Genomic DNA, 24,861 nt, shown 5'->3' with positions numbered 1-24,861 from the left:
AATGTCAGTCAGCTAAGATTGATAGCCATCATCTATCAGTAAAAAGCGTTTACGAAATAAGGAATTTATGCAGGTTTCAAAACAGAAAGAGGCACGCTTTGAGCGTGCCTCTTGTTATTTAGAAAAAACAGTTGCTTGTTTTCGCCTTCGTCCCAGCCAAATGAGCAGACCGGTTACGGGTAAACTGGCGGCAATCAAGCTGGCAAAAAAGGCCAGCAGCTTACCGGCAATACCCAGCACGGCGCCCACATGCATATCGTAGTTCATGCGAACGATCTTATCGGCCAGCTTTGCATCCTTGAACTTGCCATCGTAACTACCCTGCGCAGGTAAATGTTTACCACTGTATTGATCGTAATGATAAAAATCGGATTTGTAATAAGTGCCTGGCTTATGATTCACCACCACTTCAAACGGATCGGTTGATGTATGTGCGAAATAAATACCCATGCTTTCATTCGGCTGCACTTCATGCAAATGTTTTTGCCAGAGATAATCGGCCATGTTGGCAACAGTTGCAGGCTTTGTTGTATCCGAAACAGGATGTTTGTCTTCCTGTTTTGTTTCACCGCCGCTTGTAACCCAGTACACCGATTTTGCAAACCACTGAAAGCCGAATACCAAACCTGTAATGGCCAAAAAGATGGCCACCCATGTCATGTAAAAACCAAGCACATTATGCAGATCATAATTCTTACGTTTCCATTTTGCACTCCACTTAACACTGAAGCGTTGTTTGCGTGCAGCTTTGTTGCGTGGCCACCAAAGAATTAATCCGGTGATCATCATTACTAAAAAAATAAGTGTTGCGCTTGCTGCAATTGGCTGACCGATTTCATGTGGCAACCATAAGTAAAAATGACCATCGAGTACAATCCGAAAGAAGTCTTTGGTCATGTTTTTATGCTTCAGTACTTCACCGTTGTAGGGATTGATGAACACGATCTCATAATGTGTTTCATCATAGTACATCACTGATGCGGCTTTATTCTTTCCCGGGTATTCAACACCTAACGCAAGTTTAGAAGCAAGATGTTTTTCTGCGATTGTTTTTAATGCAGATGGCGGCAGAAAAGGTTTGTCTTCCGCTTTTACAAAACGGAATTTCTCTGTTGCATTTCGTATCTCCACTTCAAATGCAAGAATGCAACCGGTGATGCCTAGTATTAAAACCACCAGCCCGGACGCTAGTCCGAGCCAGAGGTGAATTTTTCCAATGAGTTTTTTAAACGTCATACTCAATGCAATTAAAAGCGATAGTTAATGCTGAAACGTGCATTGGTACCGGGTTCTGCCTGCCAGTAAAAATAATCGGCATAAGGACCACCCGAATAGAGATACTTATTGAGAAGATTATTGACAAACAAGTTGAACCCGATCTTGTCTTTTTGATATGAAATACCGCCATCTAAACGGAAGTAATCAGGTAAACTTTTATCGCTGCCATCAAACACATACCAGGAAGAACGTTGCACCTGCCATTGGTAACCGAGTGATACACCGAAACCGGCCAATGCTCCATTCTGTACTTTATAATTGATCCAGCTGTTTTGAATATGCTTGCTTGATCCGGGCACCTGCACACCTACATTTTTAGGATCGCTGTCTTTTGTCACTTTCGCTTCGGTAAAGGCATAGTTTACCAAAATGTCAAGTCCACTCACCACTTCGCCACGAATATCTACTTCAACACCTTTTGTTTGCTGCTGACCTGATTGACGGTTATAAAAACCACCGGTAGGATTCGGATGATCCAGATCGGCAGTTAATACATTATTACGTGTGATCTGGTAAGCAGATACCGATGTATTCCATTTACCTTTTAACCAGTCACGCTTAATCCCCAATTCCAGATTTGTACCTGTAAGCGGATCAAATGCTTTGCCTTGCCAATCGGCACCAAAGTTTTCAAGGAAAGATTGATCGTTTACAAAATACACGGCTGTGTTGCGATCAATTGAATAACTCAACCCAACACGTGGTGTGAATTTGCTGCTTTTAAAATCACCGCTGTACACATTACCGGTGTTGAGTGTGGTATATCTACCGGCCAGTGTTAAACGAAGTTTGTTTTCGAAGAAACCAATTTCATCCTGCGCATAAAATGCACTGTAGCCATTATAATAACGCACACCACGCTGACGAATATCTTTTGAACGATCAAACGTTGGGATAATGGAAGTACCATATTGCGGATTGTAAATATTAAAATCAGCGGTACCAACAACTCCACCTTGGTTCCAGTCGTGGAAGTATTCTTTATTACTCATGTCCACACCTGCCAGTATTTTGTGCGATACTTTGCCGGTTGCCACTTCACCACTCACATACATCTGTCCCATTTTGCTGATGCCGAGAATATCCCAGATGCTCATACCACGTTGCATTAAGCTGTCGTTGCTTGCATCAAAACCCCATGGCCAGAGCGAAGCACCTACCTGTGTGTAATTGAAATATGCAGCCTGTGCAGTAAACTTCCAGTCGTCGTTAAATTTATGATCGAAGATGAGCAACGCATTGCGGTCGTTCATTTTTGTAGAAGGCATGTTTACTTCTGCAGTGGTGTAAGTGCGAGGCAGATCAGCATACTTTCTTTTGGAGAAAGCATAGTTGGAGCCGATCACATTTACTTCGGAGAACTGGTGCGTATATTCTAATGTAACCGATGTTTTTTCATCAATTAAATATTTCAACACCGGCACAACAGTATAACGGTTGTTAAAATCGTACGGACGATGAGAACCTTTCAATTGTCCCATTACATTTATGCGGTACAACAGCTTTCCATCTTTTGATAATTTACCATCAAGGTCAGCGGTAGCACGGTAAAAATCAAAACTACCAACCGATACACTTACTTCGCCTTTGTTACGGCCGCTAGGCTTTTTGGTTACGACGTTATAAAAACCACTTGGGTCGCCATTCGCCAACATAAAACCTGCTGGTCCTTTTACAAATTCAATACGCTCCACCATGCTCATATCTTCTGTTAATGGTCCCCATGTTGTAGATACATTCATACCATTACGGAATGCTGCTACATTGCTGCCACGCATGGTGATGCGTGCATAGTTATCCCAATGCTCAACACGTGTTGCACCACTAACGTTACGTGTAACGCCTTCCAGCATATCAAAGATCTGCTGGTTATTAATAAGGCGTGCTGTAACTACCTGTATGTTTTGTGGTATTTCAAGAATAGGCGTATTTAAACGCAACGATCCTGATACACGGTTTGTTTTAAAACTGTTTTTGTTGGCAACAACAACAACTTCATTCAGTTCTTTATCTGATAAGCTGAGTTGCACATCAACCGTAGCTGTTTTACCAGGTTCAACGGTTACATCCTGTTCGGTATCTTTATAACCAACAAGACTGATAACAAGTGTATAACTGCCGGGCTGCATGTTCTTTAATTCAAACACACCTTCATTATCGGCCACAGCATTTTTTACAGAGTTCTTTACTAATACGGTTACACCTTCACCGGGTTTGTTATCGGCAGTGGTGATTTTTCCTTTAATAATACCTGTTGCAGTTTGTGCAAACGAAAAACACAGAGTACTGCACAACAGGATAAGTAAGCAGATTTGTTTCATCTTTTTGAATCATTGATTGGGTTCGATGGCATGCATACAGAAGAAAATACGTTGCTTCTGCAAGTTGTTAACTGCTCAACAGTTACTGTTAAGCGGATGCAAAAATATTTGTGCAGAAATGATGAGTGCTCCCGAATCGGGAAATTGGTTTACGCAAATGGGAAACTTCAATTTACATGCATACCCTTGTTGCAGTTACATCATAACAAATACGTTTTATGATTTTCGTTATGTCGAAAGTTTACTTGTCGGTTTTTTTGTACTTTTAAATCAGCAACCAAAACTTTTATGTACCTTTTACCTGTAGCAACAACGGTTTTGTCGTTTGTTTTTTTTGCAATCCTCCTGAAGGATTTTCTACGTCGTTCCCATACATCTTATATGTTGTGGTTTGCTTTAGGCATGGCTGCATACGGAGCAGGGGCTTTTGCAGAAAGCATCCATTCCTTATCAGGATTTAATGCATTTAACTTCAAGCTTTGGTATATAAGCGGTGCATTGGTAGGCGGCTGGGCACTGGTTACGGGTTTACTCTATCTTATACTTCGTAAAAAAACTGCCGATATACTAATGCTTATTGGCGCAGCATATATTCTTGTTGCCGCAGTATATGTTTTGCTTTCTCCTGTTTCTGTTATTCCTGATGGTAACCGTTTAAACGGATCTGCGTTTGAATGGGAGTTCATCCGGCCAATGACAAGAGTTGTTCATTTATACAGTTTTGTTTTACTTACCGGAGCTGCATTTTTTTCTGCGTTTCAATACAGCAAGTCAACCAGATTCAGAACAAGGTTTTTCGGTATTCTTATTATTACAATTGGAGGTCTGCTGCCCGGTTTTGGAAAATCGCACAGCAATATGGACATCAGTATAATATTCTACTTTACAGAGCTTGTGGGACTTCTGTTAATTTTTACCGGTTCTCTTGTACTTAAAAACGATAATGAAGCTGTTGTAAAAAGCTTTCATGCAAACATCAACTCCTGAAAAGTTTTAGCGGAATAACAACTCACAAGGTTTTAACCCGGTGTGTTTTTTAAATGCGGTGGAAAAATGAGAGATGGAAGAATAGCCAAGCATTGCACTTACTTCTGTTACACTTAATCCTTTCTCGTACAACAAATATTTTGCATGCTCCATCCGTTGTGTTTGATAGAATTCGAAAATGGTGGTACCAAACATTTCTTTAAACCCTTTCTTTAAATAACATTCATTGGTACCTACTTTACGACTCAACTCTTTAATGGTAATAGGTTCGCCAATGCGTTGCAGCAGCACTTCACGTGCCTGCAAAATAGTTTCCTGTGCTGTATCGGTTGCAAGAAAACGGCAAACAAAACTTTCTTCAGCTTTCTGATCGGTTAAACACTCCAGCCCATAAAGCAACAGGCTCTGCAGCTGACTGTTTACATAAATATTTTCAAGTGCATTGCTGTAGTTGTGCTGCAAAAGATTATCGAGTACTGTTCTGATTTTGCTGCAAAGAGTAACCGTAGTAGAAAACGATTGTTTTTCTTTAAACGCCAGTACACGATCGCTTTTGGTAACAATGGTTCTGCCTTTTACAAAGGGTGTAAGATAAGCAGGAGAAAAGCGGAACAGAAACACATCAATTGTTGGGTTTGCTTCGCAATCGGCCGATGTTTTTTTACAAACACCGTTTGCACAGGTTTTGCTGTTACAATACTTATTGCCGTTTACACAAAAGCGTAATTCAATATTACGTTCTTTGGTGTGCTTGGTTTCGTAATTGTACAGCAGTACGGCCGTGTCTTCGGGAGTAACATGCGGTTGCAGTTTATACCGGTAAATACCATACTGCACAGAGCCCGGAATCTGTTTTTCCTGCTCATACACCAAATCCAGCTCATGGGTTAAAACCGGATTTCGGTTGGCGAGTGTAAGTATGTCATTTACCTGCTGCATGGGCCAGCAAAGATAACTACTTACACTTGCTGTAAAGAGCTGTTGATTGACAGAGTTTTGTCATGTTTTAAACTACTTACGCAAATGCAGGCTTGCGCTTTCGCTCGTATATCAAAAACAGCGCTCAAAAATGGCTGCGAAATGTGGAATTTGTGGGTGAAAAACAATCGTTTATTTCACCTCAACCCATGCCTTTTCCGTACATTTGTCCGAATCTATTTTCACCACTCCCAATCAGATTTTTGAGAAGCAATATATGAGTACAGAGTTACAGGAAACAGCCCTCGACGCAGCAGCACAAAGCGCAGGTTATGGCGCCGACAGTATCCAGGTTTTAGAAGGTTTAGAAGCGGTTCGTAAACGTCCCGCCATGTATATCGGCGATATCAGCGAAAAAGGTTTACATCACCTCGTATATGAAGTGGTAGATAACTCGATCGATGAAGCGCTTGCAGGTTATTGCAAAAACATTACCGTTAACATTCACGAAGATAACAGCATTAGTGTGCAGGACGATGGCCGTGGTATCCCCACCGCTATGCATACAAAAGAAAAGCGTTCAGCACTTGAAGTTGTAATGACCGTGTTGCACGCCGGCGGTAAGTTCGATAAAGGTTCGTATAAAGTATCGGGCGGTTTGCATGGTGTGGGTGTAAGTTGCGTAAACGCTCTTTCTACCAAGTTGCATGTAACAGTACAGCGTGAAGGAAAAATGTTTGAACAGGAATACAGAATTGGGATTCCGCAATATGCTGTTCGTGAAATTGGTACGAGTGATGCAACAGGTACACGTGTTCATTTCTGGCCCGATGGCAGCATATTCACTGTCACACTTTACAAAAAAGAAATTCTTGAAGCACGTTTGCGTGAACTTGCTTTTTTGAATAAAGGCATCCGCATTACATTAAACGATCTGCGTGAGCTCGATGAAGCAGGTGCTACTTATACCAATACATTTTACAGCGAAGGTGGTATTGTGGAGTTTGTTGAAATGATCGACCGTAATGGTAAGCGTGATCCGTTGTTACCATCGGTTGTTTATATGGAAGGTCGTGATGAGCAAAGCAATGTTGCAGTTGAAGTGGCCATGATCTATAACAATTCCTACAACGAACATATTTTTTCGTACGTAAACAACATCAATACGATTGAAGGCGGTACGCATGTAACGGGTTTCCGCCGTGCCATCACACGTATCTTCACTGCTTATGGTAAACGTGAAGGTTTGTTTGAAAAAGCAAAAGTGGATGTGGAAGGTGATGATTTCCGTGAAGGTTTGAGCGCCATCGTTTCGGTAAAAGTTCCCGAACCACAATTCGAAGGACAAACAAAAACCAAGCTTGGTAACAGTGAAGTAGCCGGCATTGTTGAAAGTACTGTTGGCCGTACGCTCGAAGCATATCTCGAAGAAAATCCGAAAGACGCTAAGAACATTGTTCAAAAAATTATTCTTGCAGCGCAGGCACGTGCTGCTGCACGCAAAGCCCGTGAGTTGGTACAACGTAAAACCGTATTAACTGGCGGTGGCTTACCGGGTAAACTGGCCGACTGTTCTGATCGTGATCCTGAACGTTGCGAATTATACCTTGTGGAAGGTGATTCGGCAGGAGGTACAGCCAAACAAGGTCGTGACCGTAGCTTCCAGGCCATTCTTCCTTTGCGTGGTAAGATTCTGAACGTGGAAAAAGCAATGGAGCATAAGATCTACGATAACGAAGAGATCCGTAATATGTTTACTGCTCTTGGTGTAAAGATGGGCACCCCTGAAGATCCAAAAGCACTCGACATCAGCAAGCTCCGTTATCATAAGATCATTATCATGACGGATGCCGATGTGGATGGTAGCCACATTGCAACGTTGATTCTTACCTTCTTCTTCCGATATATGACCACGCTTGTAGAGCAGGGTTATCTCTACTTAGCACAACCACCACTTTACCAGGTAAAGAAAGGTAAAGAAATGGCTTATGCATGGAACGAAGAGCAACGCAAAGAATATGTGGCGAAGTTTGGTGGCGGTAAAGATGAGAGTGTTGGTGTACAGCGTTACAAAGGTTTGGGTGAAATGAATGCCGATCAGCTTTGGGAAACAACCATGAATCCTGCAACAAGAGCACTGAAAATGGTAACTATTGAAAGTGCTGCAGAAGCAGATCGTGTGTTTAGTATGTTGATGGGTGATGAAGTAGCACCACGCCGTGAGTTTATTGAAACCCACGCCAAGTATGCAAACATTGATGTGTAATTAAGAACAAAGCATATACAGAAAGCGACTTGTAAAGTCGCTTTTTTTGTTGAAAACCACTTGGTTACAGCTGTGGAAAGCATTTTACCGGCTTTTTGCCTAAAAGCCGTACTTTAGCCCGCACGGCAAAGCCGAAAGACAACTAATTTACTAATACCATAAACATTTAAACTATGCAATTAACAGCGTATAATGTAAAAACGAAAGAGAAGAATGTTCCAATTCTGGATGCAGTGATCACACGTACAGCTAAGGGCGGATATATGGCTCAAGGCAACGACGGTAAAGGGAACAAATTAACTTCTTTGCTGAGCGAAGCAAAAGCATTGGCTGCCATTGAAGCAGGTACTGCTAAGAAAGGTTGGGATTAATTAATTTCTACCATAAAGTAAAAGTCCTGTACAATGTGTACAGGACTTTTTTATTGCTTTTGCTTTCTTATAACGGGAACCGTCTTGCAATAGCTCTTGTTACATTTTGTATGGATTGCTGGAACGGATAATTCCAGTCGGTTTGGTTGGTAAAGCGAGTGCTCCAAACCGTATATCCTTCTTTAATTAAAGCACTGCTCACAAACATATCGCTGGTGCGTGCTGCACCCGTAGGTACACCAATGCCGGGTATTGTTCTGTTTAAAATACCACCAACAATATCCACGCCCAATGCTACTTCATCGCTGAGAATATGATTTTGCGTAACCTTAGTTGAAACTACCGCATCAACACCTAATATTTTCGACAGCTCCATCGGATCCATTTGCCAAACAGCAGAATCACTAAGCCCTTTTTCTTCCAACAGCTTTTTTGTTCGCTCCGAACTTTGAAACTGTACTTGTGAGTAACGACGCAAGCGGGTATCTACATACTGCACCAGGTCGATGTATAAAGCACGATTAAGAAATGCGTTGTTTTTGGCAATCATTTCCTTTACCTGTTCTGCTGTAAGCTTTTTGGGAATATTACCTGTTACTTCCAGTTGTGCCGGTAAGATAGCAATAGTGCGGATGTTGTACTGCTGTACACGTTCCATCATTTTTTTTCTGGCGCAGGAAGAAATAACTAAAGAAAGAGAGAGTAAGAGTAGAATATGCTTCATAAGCTTCGGTTTTAATGAACAACAACATGTCATAGGAAAAGGATCAATTGCAGTACCAAAAATAGAAAAGGCTTTCATATTGAAAGCCTTTATCAATGAATTAACTTAAAAAAAGTAAAATTACTTGATGAAGCGGATGGTAAACGGATACCTGTACAATACATCATCTGCCGCTTTTACTGCAGCAAGAATATAAAGAATGAGAGAACCGATACCGATAGCAATCAACAGAAAAATACCAATTATTAAAAAGATCAGCGGTATGCAGATGATGCAATAGATAAACACACTGATTCCGAAATTCAAAGCTTCTTTTGCATGTTCACCAACATAACGTGAGTCGTTCTTTTTTACAAGATAAATAATGAGTGGGGCAATAATTGAAAAGAAAATCGATAAGACATGTGTTAGGATCGCTATAGAGCGTTCATCGCCGCTAACATTGGCATACCGTACTTCTCTTAAATCTGCAAAGTTTTGTTCCATTGATTAAAAGGTTTAATGTTTAAAGTATTCGGTTAAAGAAGGAAGAACAGCAACTTTGTCTCCTTAAAAATAAGACTAAATTTTGTACTGCCCATAAAAAAGAACCCCGTGCAACAAGTGCACAGGGTTTAAACCTCTCATCTAAAAACAATCTTACTGCATTCCCTGCATGGCTCCTTGCGAGCCTTCAGATTCTGCTTTCATATTTTTACGCTTGAAGAGCGACATATCCATTTGGCCAAACTTGTATGCAAAGTTGATACGGAACATCGGCACATCGTTTAAACGATAACTGTTCTGTATGTAGAACGAACTTGCTGAATACTGATCCATCTTTCTTGTTCTGAAAATATCATTCACATTAAATGTTACAGTTGCTGCTTTGTTCTTTAAGAAACTTTTGGAGATAGCGGCATCAATACCCCAGTTGGCTTTAATATATCCTTGCGCTGCACTTTGCGCACCACCCATTGGCGGACCTCCCATACCACTGTTCTGGTTCACCGGCAAATTGGTTTTTGATTGATACGTACCCGATAACTGAATTTTAAAATCGGCAGGCAGTTTAAAGTTATTGTTCACTTTTGCAAACCAGCTCCACATTGCAGCCTGCGATGTGCCTGTAATATTATCTGTATTGATCTTTGAATTATAAATGTTGAGATTCGAATTCAGATCCCACCACTTTGTCAATACATTTTGTGATGTAAACTCAACACCATACGATTGACTTGACTGTGCATTCTGATACGTACTGATCGGACGTTTTTCGCCTGATGCCAGTGTAACTGTATCAAGGAAGCGTGTGATTAAGTTGGTTGTGTATTTATAATACGCCGACACTAAAACTGTATTGCCTCCTTTAAATGTTTTTGAATACGATACTTCAGCCGAGTTGGTAAACTCAGGTTTCAACGCTGCATTACCTCTTGTCCAGTTCAACTGATCTGTTGAATCAATAAACGGAATCACCTGCATAAAGAACGGACGGTTTACACGACGTGTTACACTAAACTGCAACTCCTGCTTATCGCTCAGCTTCTGACTTAAGAACAATGATGGAAATAAGCTCAACGGATATTTATTGCTGAAGCTTTGTTTTGTATCTGTCAACTCTCCGGTATAATCAGAGCTTTCTGCACGCAAACCAACTTTGTACCCAAAATTATTATGCTGATTTCCTACTGAAATATATGCTGCATATACATTGTCTTTGTTTTTATAATTGCTTGTTGCGTTCGGCACCAACACATATTCATTTGTTGAATTATTGAACATGTAGTTCGATTGATTATTCGTCATGGTGCGCAACTGCACTCTTGCACCTGTTTCAATTTTACCGGCTTTGCTGAATGGTTTTACATAATCGGCCTGGATGGTAACAAAGTTGTTTGTGCCACTGCCCAATATCTGCTGCAATACTTCTCCTGTTTTTGCACCGCCTTCATAGGTATAGATGCCGGTGTTGTAATTAAGGTTGTTACTATTGCGGCCATTGAAAATGTTGAAGTCGGCTGTTAACTCCTCTCCTTCTTTTGGAAATAAATATTTAAACCCACCTTGTATGCCGGTTGCGTTGAACTCTCTTTTTGTTGCTGTTGTACGGTTGCTGAAACTGATGTACGAAGCATTGTTATAACTGCTGTCCGTTTTCAAAACAGCATCAGGACTAAACTCACCATGCACTCTTACAGCAGACAATGAAAGCGTTAAACGGTTAGTGGCAAAATAATCTACACCTGCACGGCCAAACAGAAAACCACCATTCATAATTGTACTACCTGTTTGATTTACCAATACATTCGGCGTTGTAAGCAAACTTGTAATATCTGTTGAACTTGTGTTACGGTTTTTCATCTGGTTACCAAAACCGCTCAATGAAAGATTAAATTTATTCTGACGGAGATTTAAACTTGCGCCGCCATTGATCGCACCACGTTTATCAATACCCACATTTACGTTACCGTTGTAACCGTTCTTTTTATTTTTCTTCAATACAATATTTAATATACCCGCATTGCCACCCGATGCATCATATTTTGCAGATGGGTTTGTAATGATCTCTACGCTTTCAATGGCATCTGCAGGAATCTGATCAAGTGATAAAGTTGTTGGGCGACCATCAATATAAATTTGTGGTGATGCATTACGCATAGTTACATTTCCATCAATATCAACATTCACCGAAGGAACGTTCTTCATAATATCAACTGCAGTACCTCCTGCACTCACAATATTTTGATCAACACTGAATACCTTTTTATCAATATCCATTTTCAATCTTCCCTTTGTTGCTGTTACAACAACTTCCGATAATTCTTTTACCGATTTTACCAGGCTCAGCTTACCTAAATCTTTTTCAAATGCAGAAGCCATTGCACTCATATCGGGCATTTGTCCGTTAGCAGGTTTTTGCTGTGCAGCACCCGCAGGCATTTTCGGTTGAAACGTTACTGTTTGTGTATATGCTTCAAATCCTGTAGCCGATACGGTTAATTTCAATGGGCCCATGATCGGCAAGGCTTCAATATTAAAATCGCCATTGGCTGCACTGATGGTTCCTTTCAACAATACATCCTTTCTTTTCTTCGTTGCACTGTCGTATTTATTTTGCAATACAACAATCGAAGCGCCTTCAATTGACTTTCCTGTACTATCAATCAATTTTCCATAAATGCGACCAATACTTGGAGGTGCCTGGTTAGGAGCAGCACCGGGCATTTGCGCCTTTGCTATTTGAAAAGTGACGATTGCCACAAGTGCCAGAATAAACTTTTTCATTTGAGATAATTTATAATGTAAAAGTAGACCGGCGAGAAGGGCTGATTAGGGCAAATGAGACGAGAAGGGAAAATGATGCGACGAAAAGAGCGATATCTGTAAGTTAACGTCACCTCGACGTAAGGAGAGGTCTCATAAATTTTAAACTGTCCGAAAAAAAAGGGATTTCTCTCCCGCTACGGGCGGGATCGAAATGACGAAAAGGCACTTGTAAGCTTCGGACTGGCTATTCAGCACGACCGATAACTGCAAAGAGCTTCTCCCTGAAATTATCACTGATGGGCAATTCCATATCCTGGATAAACACACTGCTTTTACGAATAGAAGTAATGGCCGCAACAGCCACGATGAAAGACTTGTGAATACGCACAAACTGCTGTGCAGGCAATTGCTCTTCCACCGATTTTAAACTCATGCGGGTGATAACCGGTTTGGTTGAGCTTTTGAGATGAATCTTAATATAATCTTTCAGGCTTTCGATCCAGGTAATGTCAGCCTTTTCAATTTTGTGCAGACTGTATTCTACGTTCACAAAAAAATAAGACTGTTGAGTAGATTCCTGTTTTGGTTTTTGTTTGAGCTGATGCAGTTCGTTGGCTTTATTGCATGCCTGTATAAAACGATTCAACTCGACCGGCTTCAACAGATAATCAACCACATTCAGGTTGTAACCTTCCAGTGCATATTTTTCGTATGCGGTAATAAGAATGAACATGCATTGTTGCGGACTGCTTTGAATAAACTGCAGACCATTCAACCCCGGCATTTGTATATCAATAAAAACAAGATCAACCTGTTCCTGCTGCATAATGCGTAACGCTTCCAGCGGATTGTTGCAGGCCGCTACCAATTGCAGAAAAGGAACTTTGCTGATGTTATCTGCCAGCAGTTCAAGTGCCAGTTCTTCATCATCTATTGCAATACAACGAAGCATTAATGCAGTTTTAATTGAAGTGAAACAGTAAACCAACCATCCCGTTTATCAATCATCAACGAATGATTTTGATGATACAATAAATTTAAACGTCTTTTTACATTCGCCAAACCAATGCCCGATGTTTTGTCTTTCGGTTCATTTTCGCTCGCAGCACTGAATTTATTCCGCACAGAAAAATACAATTGATCTTTTTCTACTTTCAGGTTGACATCGATCTGTGCATCTTCGATCATACCAACACCATGCTTAAATGCATTTTCCACAAATGGGATCAGCAACATTGGTTCAATGGTATAAGCAATGGCTGTTTGCTGCAGTTCGGTATTGATCTGTACATTCTTGCCAAAACGTAAACGTTGCAGATCAATATAACTTTGCAGGTAATCAACTTCCTTATCAAGCAATACTTTGTCTTCATCTGTTTCGTATAACATATAACGTAAGAGTGAAGAAAGTTTGATCAGTGAAGGTTCCAGTATATCCGATTTCTTTCTTGCCAGTGCCACCATGTTGTTTAAGATATTGAACATGAAGTGTGGACTTACCTGCGAACGTAAAAATGAAAGTTCAGTCTTCAGGTTCTCATTCTGTCGTTGCTGCTTTTCACTGTCTTCTGTAATCCTGTCACGAATAGTACGGAAAGCGGTGCTTGCCAATGTGATGAAAATAAACACAGGAAGATTAAACACTAAAAAGTTACGCAACCTGTATTCATATCCCTGCATTAACAAAGCGAACATAAACCTGTCGGCCAGCCATATAAAAAGAAGCGATGCCAGCAATGCAAGTATGTAACGTTTATATTTTCTTGTATAAAACAATACCGGTATCAAAAAATACGCATTGAAATAAAAGAGCGAGATCCAGAGAAAGTTTTTAATAAAATGCAGGTAATACATGCCATCAGGCTTCTCGTCTGTGTGTGCCCTGCTATCAGATACAGGTCTTAGTAAAAAAGGAAGCGCAAGGAATAATGCCCAGAATAAAACATGCATTCCAAAAACAACCGATTTGCGTGTATACCATTTGCCGCTCATGCATACAAAGTACTTATTTATTCAGTTGAAAGTTTTCTGTTTTGCGACGAAAGGGGAAAATCTGTCGATGAGAAGGCTTAAGCAGAAACCGGTTTTTCCACAACCGCAGCATGCATACGGGTTAACAGGCGCAGCAATGCTTCCATACTATCCATATCTCTTACAACCAACAGGAAGAGTTTGCCGGTTTGTTTCAGTTGCGCTTTGTTGAGTGAGGTTTGCACAAACTGCATGATGCCCTGGAACACCGGTGATTCAAAATAAGGCGAATCGGGATTGTTAATGAAGTAACAACGGAGTATTTGTTCCTTCAAGGTCATTTTTTCAAAACCAAGTTCAACCGCCAGCTTACGGCAACGCACAGTGGTAAACAGATCTTCCACCTGTGGAGGTATGGGACCAAAACGATCGATAAGTTCTGTATGGAATGCAACAAGATCTTCTTCTGTTTCACAGTTGTCGAGTCTTGTATACAAACTCAAACGTTCAGCAATACTTTCAACATACGCATCGGGAATCAATATTTCAAGATCAGTATCGATCACACAATCTTTCACATAGTTTTCCTGCTCCTGAATTTCTTCTTTAAACAGTTCACGGAACTTGGTACGTTTCAATTCACGAATGGCTTCATCCAATACTTTCTGATACATTTCAAAACCGATCTCGGCCATAAAACCACTTTGCTCACCGCCAAGCATATTACCTGCACCACGAATATCCAGATCACGCATGGCTATCTGGAAACCGCTTCCCAATTCGCTGTGTTGTTCCAATGTTTGCAAACGCTTACGACTATCGTTCGGTAATGTACTCATGGGTGGCGCCAGCAAATAACAGAATGCTTTTTTGTTGCTGCGGCCTACACGTCCACGCAACTGGTGCAGATCGCTTAAACCAAACTGATGGGCATTGTTGATCATGATGGTGTTTACATTCGGAATGTCCACACCACTTTCTACAATGTTTGTACAAACAAGTACATCGTATTTCTTATCGATAAAATCGAAGATGCGTTCTTCCAGTTCATGACCTTCCATTTGTCCGTGTGCAAAACCAATGCTGAGGTCGGGACACAAACGTTGAATGATAGCAGCCATCTCCGCTAACCCAGCAATACGATTATGAATAAAGAAGACTTGCCCGCCACGTTCTGTTTCGAAATAAACTGCATCACGAATAAAATCTTCCTGGAACACCTGCACTTCCGTTTGTATCGGCTGACGGTTAGGCGGTGGCGTGTTCATAATGCTGAGATCTCTTGCACCCATCAAACTGAATTGCAACGTACGTGGAATAGGTGTAGCCGTTAGTGTGAGCGAATCTACATTCGTCTTGAGTGTTTTAATTTTTTCTTTATGCCCTACACCAAACTTCTGTTCTTCATCCACTACCAGTAAACCAAGATTCTTAAAGTGTACATCTTTTGCCAGCAAGGCATGTGTACCAACGATGATGTCAACTTTGCCTTCCTCTAACTGCTTGTAGGTTTCTTTCTTCTCTTTGGTTGATTTGAAACGGTTCACATAATCAACTGTGACAGGAAAATCTTTAAGTCGATCTTTAAATGTTTTGTAGTGTTGATAAGCAAGAATGGTTGTTGGCACCATGATGGCAGCCTGCTTTCCATCGCACACAGTTTTGAACGCTGCACGGATTGCAATTTCTGTTTTACCAAAACCAACATCACCACACACCAAACGATCCATTGGTGATGGCGATTCCATATCTTTCTTTACGTCAGCCGTTGCTTTGCTCTGATCAGGCGTGTCTTCATACATGAACGAAGCTTCCAGTTCCGTTTGCAAATAACTGTCGGGAGTATGTGCAAAACCTTCCTGTGCTTTTCGCTGTGCATACAGTTGAATCAAATCGAAAGCGATCTCTTTTACTTTCGTTTTTGTTTTTTCCTTCAGTCGCTGCCATGCATCGCTGCCGAGTTTGTTGATCTTGGGAACACTACCTTCCTTACCGGTGTATTTCGAAATTTTGTGGAGTGAGTTGATGTTCACATACAAAATATCACTGTCTTTATAGATCAGCCGCACAGCTTCCTGCATTACACCATTCACTTCTATCTTCTGCAAACCACTATATGTACCCACACCATGATCGATATGCGTTACATAATCGCCGGGCTGCAATTCTTTTAATGCACGAATGGTTAATGCCTTGCTCTTGTTATACGCCTGCTTGACTTTGTACTTATGATAACGCTGAAAAATTTCATGATCGGTATAGCAAACGATCTTCAGGCCTTCATCAATAAACCCTTCATGAATTGCCAATGCAATTGGAGTGAAGGGTATTTCTGCTTTCAGATCAGCAAAGATGCTGTGCAGCCTTTCGAGTTGTTTAGGATTTTCGGCGAAGATGAATAACTCGAATTTCTTTGTACTCCAACTCTTCAAATCACTTATCAGTAATTCAAAGCGACGATTAAATGCAGGTTGTAATTTGGTATGATATTCCAACACGAACCTGTTCTGTTCTTCAACAGTGTTTAACAAGTGCGGTTCATAACCAAACTCAATTGTATGATATTGCTGTACTTGTTTTTCAACGATTGCAGCAGTGATAAAATCTTGTTCGTTCAGATCAATTTTTTCCAGTCGATCATCTTCATCATGATCCTGTTTCGATGCAGGTAATTTCAGGAACTGCTCCAGATCTTCTTCCATAGTGAGTAGTCGCTCCTTCACCACATCAAAATCTTTCACCCACACAACGGTGTTTTCCGGAAGGAAATCAAACAACGAAACCTTCTCTCCACTTTCAAATTGCGTTTCCACATTGGGAATGATGCTTACCTGCACCAATCTCCGTTCGCTCAACTGTGTTTCGGGATCAAAGATGCGGATGCTGTCCACATCGTTGCCAAACAACTCAATACGATATGGTTTCTCATTACCGAATGAATAAATATCGAGGATACCACCACGTACGGCAAACTGCCCGGGCTGGTACACAAAATCAGTTCTTGTAAAACCAAGATCAACCAAAAAGCCCATCATGTTGTCAACGTCAAGCGTGTCGTTGGTTTTGATGAGCAGCATATTGCCTTGCAGTTTTTTGGGCAACACAACTTTTTCAAACAACGCATCGGGATAAGTGACCATTGCTCCAACACGTTGGCCTGTGGGCATGGAAAACTTCGTCAACGCTTCCGTACGCAACATTACATGCGATGAGTTGAGCAGCCGGAAATTCTTGGGATGTTTGAACGATGACGGGAAATAAAACAGGTTGAGTTCGTTGGTAATACTCTCCAGCGAATTGTGGAAGTAAGCCGCCTCTTCCGCATCGTTTACAATAAACAGGTGGTTGTAATTTTCCTGAGATGGATGATTAAACACCGAAGCTGCTACAAACTGCGAAGCACTTCCCAGCAGGTTTTTGAGATAGATGCGTTGCGTTTGGGCAAAAGAAAGCCTGTCCGCCAGTTGAAAAAGGCGGGGGTCATCACTAAACTTTTGCTGCAACAACTCAAAATTCACAGGCGGCAAAGATACAAAGGCGGCCTTTATCTTCCATAAGAACTAATCGCTCAAAAGCTTTCGTTTTATGGTTATATTACCTATTTTTGAGTTAATCCAAATTCTGAAAACCTGTTCCATGAAATACGCATATCCGCCTTTCCTTCTTTTACGTAGATTATTTCAAAAAACAACTTTGGGGACTTTATATTCTGGTTGCAGGATCTTAATTGTGTTTCTGTTGTTCTCCAGCCTTTCCTTTTCGCTTTATGCGCAAAAAAGCATAACAACCATCCGGTTAAAAACCGGCGACTTAACAGTTAGGGAAAACATGACTGTTGAAAGCATTAATAACGAATTTCGTAAAGGCAGAATGGGCGAGTGGAGTTATTCTTTACTTGCATTTGAAAAACCAACTACCAACGCCCAACAACTATTGCTTAAAGAAATTGGAGTTGAATTACTTACCTATTTACCTGATAATGTTTACCAGGTACGTATGAAAAAACTGCCGTTGTTTTCTCAATTGTACAATGCCGGTGTAAGAGCTTTTGTACAAATGCCAGCTGAAGCAAAACTGGGAAATGAATTGATCGTTTATTTATCCGACAACAAACAGGAGGTTTCTACTTTACTTAATCTACAACTTGTACAAGGCGTTAAATGGACTGATGTAAAAAGCAAACTGGAAGGCTTAGGGGTTCAGCTTACAAAAAGCGACTTCCTTAACCAAGGGTTGGCACAGGTTTCAATTTCATCAACTATTATTAAAGCTGTGAGTGAACTTCCGTTTGTAGCATATATTAATCTTTCTTTTTTAAAAGTGCAACCATTAAACGGAAGGGAGAGGCAAATGTTTGGACTGACCAATCTTACCGGCAGTCAAACTTCCGGAAGAAAACTATCCGGCTCTGGTGTATTTGTCGGCGTTGGAGATGATGCAAATCCCAGCCATCTTGACAATGACGACAATCTCATTAATCGTAACCCCGTGTTTATTTCGTATAACCACGGACGGCTTGTAACAGGTTCTGTTATTGGCAAAGGATTAATTGTTGAACGTTACGGAGGAGCTGCTCCTAAGGCAGTTGTAATTGCTGATTTCTATGATAATATTCTTATTAAGTCGGGACTATATTTTGCTGATTATAAGATGACAGTTACCAACAACTCGTATTATAATGGTTTGGCGAATTGTCCAGGTAACAGCGAGTACAACGAACTGAGTTTGTATGCCGACCTGCAAATGCGTAACAATCCTTTTCTGCAACATATATTCGCCTGTGGCAACGATGGCGGTAAAACCTGTTCTCCTTATCCTGCTTCTTTTGCAACAATCAAAAGTGGGTACCAGGTAGCGAAGAATGTTTTAGATGTTGGCGATTACTCCATTGACAGCGATACACTAAATGTAAGTTCAAGTCGTGGACCCGTAAAAGACGGACGTATTAAGCCTGAAATTGTAGCCAGTGGATATAATGTTGTTTCCACTTCATCGAATAATGGATATGCTGGCGGTTATGGTACCAGCCACTCAGCTCCTTTTGTTACAGGTGTTTGGGCTTTGCTAACAGAACGCTATAAACAAATTCATGCAAACAGCCTTCCGAAATCGGCATTGTTAAAAGCGATCATTTGTAACACAGGCGATGACCGTGGAAACCCCGGACCCGATTATAACTGGGGCTTCGGTTTAATTAACCCGAGAAAAGCGGTAGAAGCCATTGAGCAAGTACGTTATTACAGTAATAGTATAACAACAGGCACTTTACAATCTCAAATAATCGCAGTACCGCCTGGAACCACACAGGTAAAAGTGATGTTGTACTGGCACGATAAAGAAGCTTCACCATTGGCGCCAAAAGCATTGGTAAACGATCTTGACCTTACCGTTACAGATGGAGTTACAACCTACCAACCATGGATATTGAATCCTTCACCCGGTACTGTTAATAACAATGCCGTTCGTGGTATCGATAATATTAACAATATAGAGCAGGTTACATTTTCAAATCCCGGCTCAAATATTACCATTCAGGTGAACGGTAGTACAATCCCAACCGGGCCACAGGAGTATTTTGTTACATATGAGTTTCTTAGAAATGAAATAAAACTTGAATACCCTGTTGGAGGAGAAAAAATCGGTCCCGCCACTTCGGAAGTAATTCGATGGAATGCCAGCGATAACAGCAATAATTCGTTTACAATTGAAGTATCGTTGGATGAAGGAGTATCTTGGTCAGTAATTAATAACAATGTTTCTGCAAGTACAAACAGGTATGTTTGGATTGTTCCTAATACACCCACAAACAAAGGGAAAATAAGGGTAACCCGAAATGGTACTGGTACTACTGTAACGATGTCCGGTACTTTTACAATTCTTTCAAGTCCTGTAATTACCGTTGCAGCTCCTTGCGAGGGGTATGTAAACCTTAGTTGGGCTACTGTAACCGGAGCTACCGATTATGAAGTATTGCAAGTACAAAACGGGAGTTTTTTATCATTGGGTACAACTACAAGTACCAGCTATCGTGTAAATGGCTTAAATAAAACACAGGCATACTGGTTTACAGTACGTGCACGCATAAACGATTCGATTGGCATAAGAGCAACTGCAAGAACAATTACACCTACAGGTAGCACTCCCTGTACTGCTGCTGAATTTGATAAAGATTTAAAAATAGACTCTCTACTTTCTCCGTTAAACGGGCGACTATTTACGAGCAATGCGTTAACGGCTGCACATCCTGTAACAGTGCGTATTAAAAATCTCGACGATGCTGCAACAAGCGGCAGTTATACATTAACCTATCAAATAAACGGAGGTGCTGTTATTTCTGAAATATCATCTGCGGCTATTGCAGCAGGAGGAACTGCAAATTACACTTTTACCACACCTGCAAACTTTGTTGTTCCCGGAACGTACAGCGTTAAGGTAACCGTAAAACAAACAGGCGATGCTCAAACAGCAAATGATGAGTTTACTTATACCGTACGACATGTTGCGAATGCTCCGGTGCTGTTACCTTTTATTGAAACATTTGAAGCTGCTGATACATCAGAATACAAAACAAGTTTTTTTGCATTAAACAGCTTACCTGCTTTTGATTTTACTACCGGCAACAATGGCCGCCTGCGCACTTTTGTAAACAGTGGTGTTGCTGTAAACGGAGGTAAAGCTATTACATTAGATGCGATAACTTACAACGGCACATTAGCAAACAATCAATTATCGGCTACAGTAAACCTTAGCAACTATACTGCCGCACAAGGTTTACGTTTCGATTTCAATTTTAAAAATCACGGGCAATTAAAACAACCCGGAACTGCTGTTTGGATGCGTGGCAGCGATGTACAACCTTGGGTGAAAATATATGATCTTTCCGCAAATCAAGGTAAGCCTGGCGACACAAAAAGAATCAGCATTAATATTAATGAACTCGGACAAACATTAAGTTCAAGTTTTCAAATCCGATTCGACCAGCAGAGTACAACGTCTGCCAACAACGCCACCTACGATCTTGACGCAACCGACATGGACGATGGTTTTACTTTCGACGATTTACGGATTGTACAAACAAACAACGATGTGTTATTGACACAGTTGATTGCACCAGACACATTCCTTTGCAATGCAGGTGCAACTGCTGTAACCATCAAAGTAAAAAATACAACTGCATCTGTATTTAATAACGTACCGGTTTACTACCGCATTAATAATGGAACGGCTGTTGCAGGCAGCATCAGTTCGTTACCTGCCAACAGCGAAATAAATTATACGTTTACCACAACTGCCGACTTATCTGTTTTAAAAGCACATAAAATTGACGCATGGGTTCAATTACCAGGTGATGATTATCCTGTAAACGACAGCATTACCAATCAGTACGTTTACAGCAGTGCTGTTGTAAATACATTTCCATATCTCGAACGTTTTAATAACAGCAACGGCAACTGGTTTACCGACACGTTAAGTTACAGCAGCTGGCGCTGGGGTAAACCCGATAAATCGCTCATGAACAGATCGGCAAGCGAAGGCAAAGGCTGGTACAACACTTTAAACGGCGGATACAAACAAAATGAAATTGCTTATCTCTATTCTCCATGCTTTAACCTGAGTGGTTTAACACAACCTGTTCTAAGCTTTAGTCATATATCGCAACAGGAAGATAATTGTAATTGCGATTATCATTCGCTTGAATACAGTATTGATAATGGTAACAACTGGCAACGTTTAACAGCTGTTAACGGAACCAACTGGTTCGATTCGAGTAATAATCAATCGTGGAGAAAAAGTATACAGCGCTGGCATGTATCGAGTACAGAGTTGCCGAATGCAGCTAATATCCGTTTCCGTTTTGTTTTGGAAAGCGATGAATTAACACAATACGAAGGTGCGGGCATTGATGATATCCACATCTTTGATAAAGTAACAGTTTACACCGGTGCTGATGTTATAAATAACAACCAAACAGTAACCGGTAATAACTGGGTACATTTTAACAGCGGCGGTAACCGTATTGCATCTATCAATCCATTAGGACAAAATCTTGGCAGCACCGATGTTAGTGTTTACATCAATACGAACCCTGTGCGCTACATGAACAACCAGTATTATCTCGATCGTAATCTTGTCATCAGCTCTGCAAATGCACCAACCGACAGTGTGCTTGTACGATTGTATTTTACAGAACAGGAAGTTGTCAGGTTACTATCTGCAACAAGTTGCACGGGTTGCATTAAGTTGACCGATGCGTTTCTTGCGGCAGTAACAAAATACAGCGGTTACGCCTCGTTCGAAAACGGGTTACTTAACGATGGTACAGATGGCACTTTCCAGTTTATTGATTCGGGTAAAGTTGATGTTGTGCCATTTAACAACGGCTATTATGCAGAGTTTAAAGTAAAAAGCTTCTCCGAATTCTGGATCAATGCTGTAGATATGGGTTTAACACAACTGGTAACCGATGTACCCAACGTGCCGGAAACAGGCGTATTTATTAAAAACGTTTTTCCTGATGAGGCGGGCAACTTAATGATTGATGTAGGCAATAAACCACAGGTGCGTTCAATTACAGTACGTATCGTAAACAGTATTGGCCAGGAAATGAAACTGCTGCAAACAGATTACAGCGACACAAGAATCAACATCAGCCAACTGCCACAGGGTATTTACTTTGTAGAAATAAGAGATACAAAAGGGAAAGAAAAATACACGAAGAAAATAACGAAAGGCAAGTTATAAGCTAAACATACAGTCAATAAAAAAAAGAGCCAAATGGCTCTTTTTTTTATTTCGTTTATTGAAGTTATCCAATTTTACCAAGAGGAATTTTTCTTACTTTTTCATCTTCTTCCTCATCTATTCGGGTAACAGGATAAGGGATTTTTGCTTTTTCCAGGGTTTCTTTCAGCTGCTTATTGGCTTTTGCATATTGCAGAATTTCCTGATGGGCAGCCAGCATCTCTTCTTCAACTTCTAATATCCGCTTTTCTTTAGCCTTTATGCTCTTGCGGCCATACAAGAACCCAACAAGCATGCTCACAAAAACCAAACCACCGAAAAGAACGATATGAATTTCAAGGGTTGATTGTGTTAGGCCAAAGATGTCACCTGGTATGAAACCTAGGATTTCAAGGGTTAATTGAGTAAGGTCTATCATTTCTTCCTAAAGTTTAGGTCAATAACATTGCCGTTTGCAAGTATTGATTTGGGTCTGCTAATAAAAATTTGAGCGCTCAGGGGGCAAATTAATTCACTTCCAGCAATTATGCAATAGAATTGATAATAAATTGTTTAACGGCTGAAGCGGGTATTCTTTCCTGTACTAAAGTATCCCTGTTTCGGATGGTAACGGTTCCATCTTCTTTGGTTTGATGGTCAACTGTTACGCAGAAAGGAGTTCCAATGGCATCCTGGCGGCGGTAACGCTTACCGATTGCATCCTTCTCTTCGTAAAAACAGGCAAAATGCGGACGGCAATCTTTAATAATGTCTTCTGCCAGTTCGGGCAAACCGTCTTTTTTAGTTAGCGGAAACACCGCCAGCTTAATGGGAGCAATTTTAGCCGGAAGACGTAAAACTGTACGAACATCTGTTTTGCCTTCTTCCGCTGTCGGTACTTCTTCTTCGTGGTAGGCATTGCTCAACACAGTGAGGAACAAACGATCTAAACCAACCGAAGTTTCAACTACATAAGGAATATAGTTGCCGTATGGTTTACCTTCTGCATTAAGATCGTTATCGAAATACTGCATTTTCTTTTTGCTGAACTCCTGGTGGCGACGGAGGTCGTAATCGGTTCTGGAGTGAATACCTTCCAGTTCTTTCCAGCCAAATGGGAAATCAAATTCAATATCAACCGCTGCATTAGCGTAGTGTGCCAGCTTTACGTGATCGTGAAAACGCAATTTCTCAGCAGGTAATCCAAGATCTTTATGCCATTGCAAACGGGTTTCTTTCCATTTTGCATACCAATCCAGTTCTGTGCCGGGGCGAACAAAAAACTGCATCTCCATTTGTTCAAACTCTCGCATACGAAAAATGAACTGACGGGCCACAATTTCGTTACGAAAAGCTTTACCTGTTTGTGCAATACCAAACGGTATTTTCATACGGCCGGTTTTTTGCACGTTGAGGAAGTTTACAAAAATACCCTGTGCCGTTTCGGGACGCAGGTACACAATATTATCGTCCGGATTGTCGCTGCTTACAGCTCCAAACTCGGTGGAGAACATGAGGTTGAATTGACGCACATCGGTCCAGTTAGCAGTGCCACTTACCGAACACTTGATCTTATTATCCTCGATCAGCTGTTTAATGCCGGCAAAATCATCTGCCGCTAACAGCTGTTCCATTTTTGCAATCAAAGCTGCATTTTCAGCAGCAGGCAGTGTTTCTGCAAAACCTTCAATTAAATGATCTACACGGTAGCGTTTTTTACTGTCCTTGTTATCGATCATGGGATCGCTGAAATTATCTACGTGGCCGCTGGCTTTCCAGGTGGTGGGATGCATAAAGATGGCCGCATCAATACCAACGATATTGTCGTGCAGCTGGGTCATGCTTTTCCACCAAAAATCACGAATGTTTTTCTTCAGCTGCGATCCGTACTGGCCGTAATCGTACACCGCACTTAAACCATCGTAAATTTCTGAAGACTGAAAAATATAGCCATACTCCTTAGCGTGAGAGATAATATTTGCAAAAAGCTTTTCGTTCGCCATGTTCGCTGTTTTTGAAGGTGGGCAAAGATAAGCGTTTTGGAGGGTAGTTTAT

Annotated in this window: 15 protein-coding genes; 4 read left to right on the top strand and 11 right to left on the bottom strand. The window is 41.0% G+C overall.

Going from position 1 to position 24,861, the window contains the following annotated elements:
• Positions 1-114 precede the first annotated feature (114 nt).
• Positions 115-1,236 carry a PepSY-associated TM helix domain-containing protein gene (locus ESA94_RS12685; RefSeq protein WP_129131275.1) on the bottom strand — a complete coding sequence of 374 codons (1,122 nt, stop codon included), beginning with the start codon at positions 1,234-1,236 and terminating at the stop codon, positions 115-117.
• 11 nt (positions 1,237-1,247) lie between these two features.
• Positions 1,248-3,599, bottom strand: a complete 2,352-nt coding sequence (locus tag ESA94_RS12680) for a TonB-dependent receptor (RefSeq protein WP_129131274.1) — start codon at positions 3,597-3,599, stop codon at positions 1,248-1,250.
• A 381-nt stretch (positions 3,600-3,980) separates the two neighbouring features.
• Here ESA94_RS12680 and ESA94_RS12675 point away from each other — a divergent pair, with 381 nt between their 5' ends.
• Complete coding sequence (locus ESA94_RS12675; protein WP_129131273.1) at positions 3,981-4,586, top strand: hypothetical protein; 606 nt, start codon at positions 3,981-3,983, stop codon at positions 4,584-4,586.
• Between the two features lie 6 nt (positions 4,587-4,592).
• Here ESA94_RS12675 and ESA94_RS12670 read toward each other — a convergent pair whose 3' ends face one another.
• Positions 4,593-5,525, bottom strand: coding sequence for a helix-turn-helix domain-containing protein (locus ESA94_RS12670; RefSeq protein ID WP_129131272.1), 933 nt, complete (start codon positions 5,523-5,525; stop codon positions 4,593-4,595).
• Positions 5,526-5,781: 256 nt separating this feature from the next.
• Here ESA94_RS12670 and gyrB point away from each other — a divergent pair, with 256 nt between their 5' ends.
• A complete protein-coding gene (gene gyrB / locus ESA94_RS12665) occupies positions 5,782-7,770 on the top strand; it encodes a DNA topoisomerase (ATP-hydrolyzing) subunit B (protein ID WP_129131271.1) in 1,989 nt (662 codons plus the stop codon).
• 173 nt (positions 7,771-7,943) lie between these two features.
• Entirely contained in the window at positions 7,944-8,141 is a 198-nt protein-coding gene (locus ESA94_RS12660; protein WP_129131270.1) for a hypothetical protein, read from the top strand.
• A gap of 67 nt (positions 8,142-8,208) precedes the next feature.
• Here the strand turns inward: ESA94_RS12660 and ESA94_RS12655 are convergent, their stop codons facing one another.
• From ESA94_RS12655 to mfd, 6 genes are all read right to left on the bottom strand, one after another.
• On the bottom strand, positions 8,209-8,865 hold the full coding sequence (locus ESA94_RS12655) for a hypothetical protein (RefSeq protein ID WP_129131269.1): 657 nt from the start codon (positions 8,863-8,865) through the stop codon (positions 8,209-8,211).
• 120 nt (positions 8,866-8,985) lie between these two features.
• Positions 8,986-9,351: a DUF4870 domain-containing protein gene (locus tag ESA94_RS12650; protein WP_129131268.1), complete on the bottom strand. Its 366-nt coding sequence runs from the start codon at positions 9,349-9,351 to the stop codon at positions 8,986-8,988.
• 153 nt (positions 9,352-9,504) lie between these two features.
• On the bottom strand, positions 9,505-12,132 hold the full coding sequence (locus ESA94_RS12645; RefSeq protein WP_129131267.1) for a TonB-dependent receptor: 2,628 nt from the start codon (positions 12,130-12,132) through the stop codon (positions 9,505-9,507).
• A 226-nt stretch (positions 12,133-12,358) separates the two neighbouring features.
• A complete protein-coding gene (locus ESA94_RS12640) occupies positions 12,359-13,066 on the bottom strand; it encodes a LytR/AlgR family response regulator transcription factor (protein WP_129131266.1) in 708 nt (235 codons plus the stop codon).
• Positions 13,066-14,106: a sensor histidine kinase gene (locus ESA94_RS12635; protein WP_129131265.1), complete on the bottom strand. Its 1,041-nt coding sequence runs from the start codon at positions 14,104-14,106 to the stop codon at positions 13,066-13,068. The genes ESA94_RS12640 and ESA94_RS12635 overlap by 1 nt, the downstream gene beginning before the upstream one ends.
• A 77-nt stretch (positions 14,107-14,183) precedes the next feature.
• On the bottom strand, positions 14,184-17,603 hold the full coding sequence (gene mfd, locus ESA94_RS12630) for a transcription-repair coupling factor (RefSeq protein WP_129131264.1): 3,420 nt from the start codon (positions 17,601-17,603) through the stop codon (positions 14,184-14,186).
• Positions 17,604-17,913: 310 nt separating this feature from the next.
• On the opposite strand from mfd, the gene ESA94_RS12625 reads away from it, so the two are divergent.
• Complete coding sequence (locus ESA94_RS12625) at positions 17,914-22,827, top strand: S8 family serine peptidase (RefSeq protein ID WP_164972730.1); 4,914 nt, start codon at positions 17,914-17,916, stop codon at positions 22,825-22,827.
• 64 nt (positions 22,828-22,891) lie between these two features.
• Here ESA94_RS12625 and ESA94_RS12620 read toward each other — a convergent pair whose 3' ends face one another.
• The gene (locus ESA94_RS12620; RefSeq protein ID WP_129131262.1) at positions 22,892-23,245 is read right to left on the bottom strand and encodes a hypothetical protein; all 354 of its coding nucleotides are present in this window, start codon (positions 23,243-23,245) and stop codon (positions 22,892-22,894) included.
• 106 nt (positions 23,246-23,351) lie between these two features.
• A complete protein-coding gene (locus tag ESA94_RS12615; protein WP_129131261.1) occupies positions 23,352-24,809 on the bottom strand; it encodes a glycine--tRNA ligase in 1,458 nt (485 codons plus the stop codon).
• Between the last annotated feature and the right edge of the window lie 52 nt (positions 24,810-24,861).

This window comes from Lacibacter luteus (assembly GCF_004118265.1).
GTDB classification, from domain to species: Bacteria; Bacteroidota; Bacteroidia; order Chitinophagales; family Chitinophagaceae; genus Lacibacter; species Lacibacter luteus.
The sequence above is the reverse complement of the archived record's forward strand: the minus strand, read 5'-3'. Positions and strand labels throughout refer to the sequence as shown.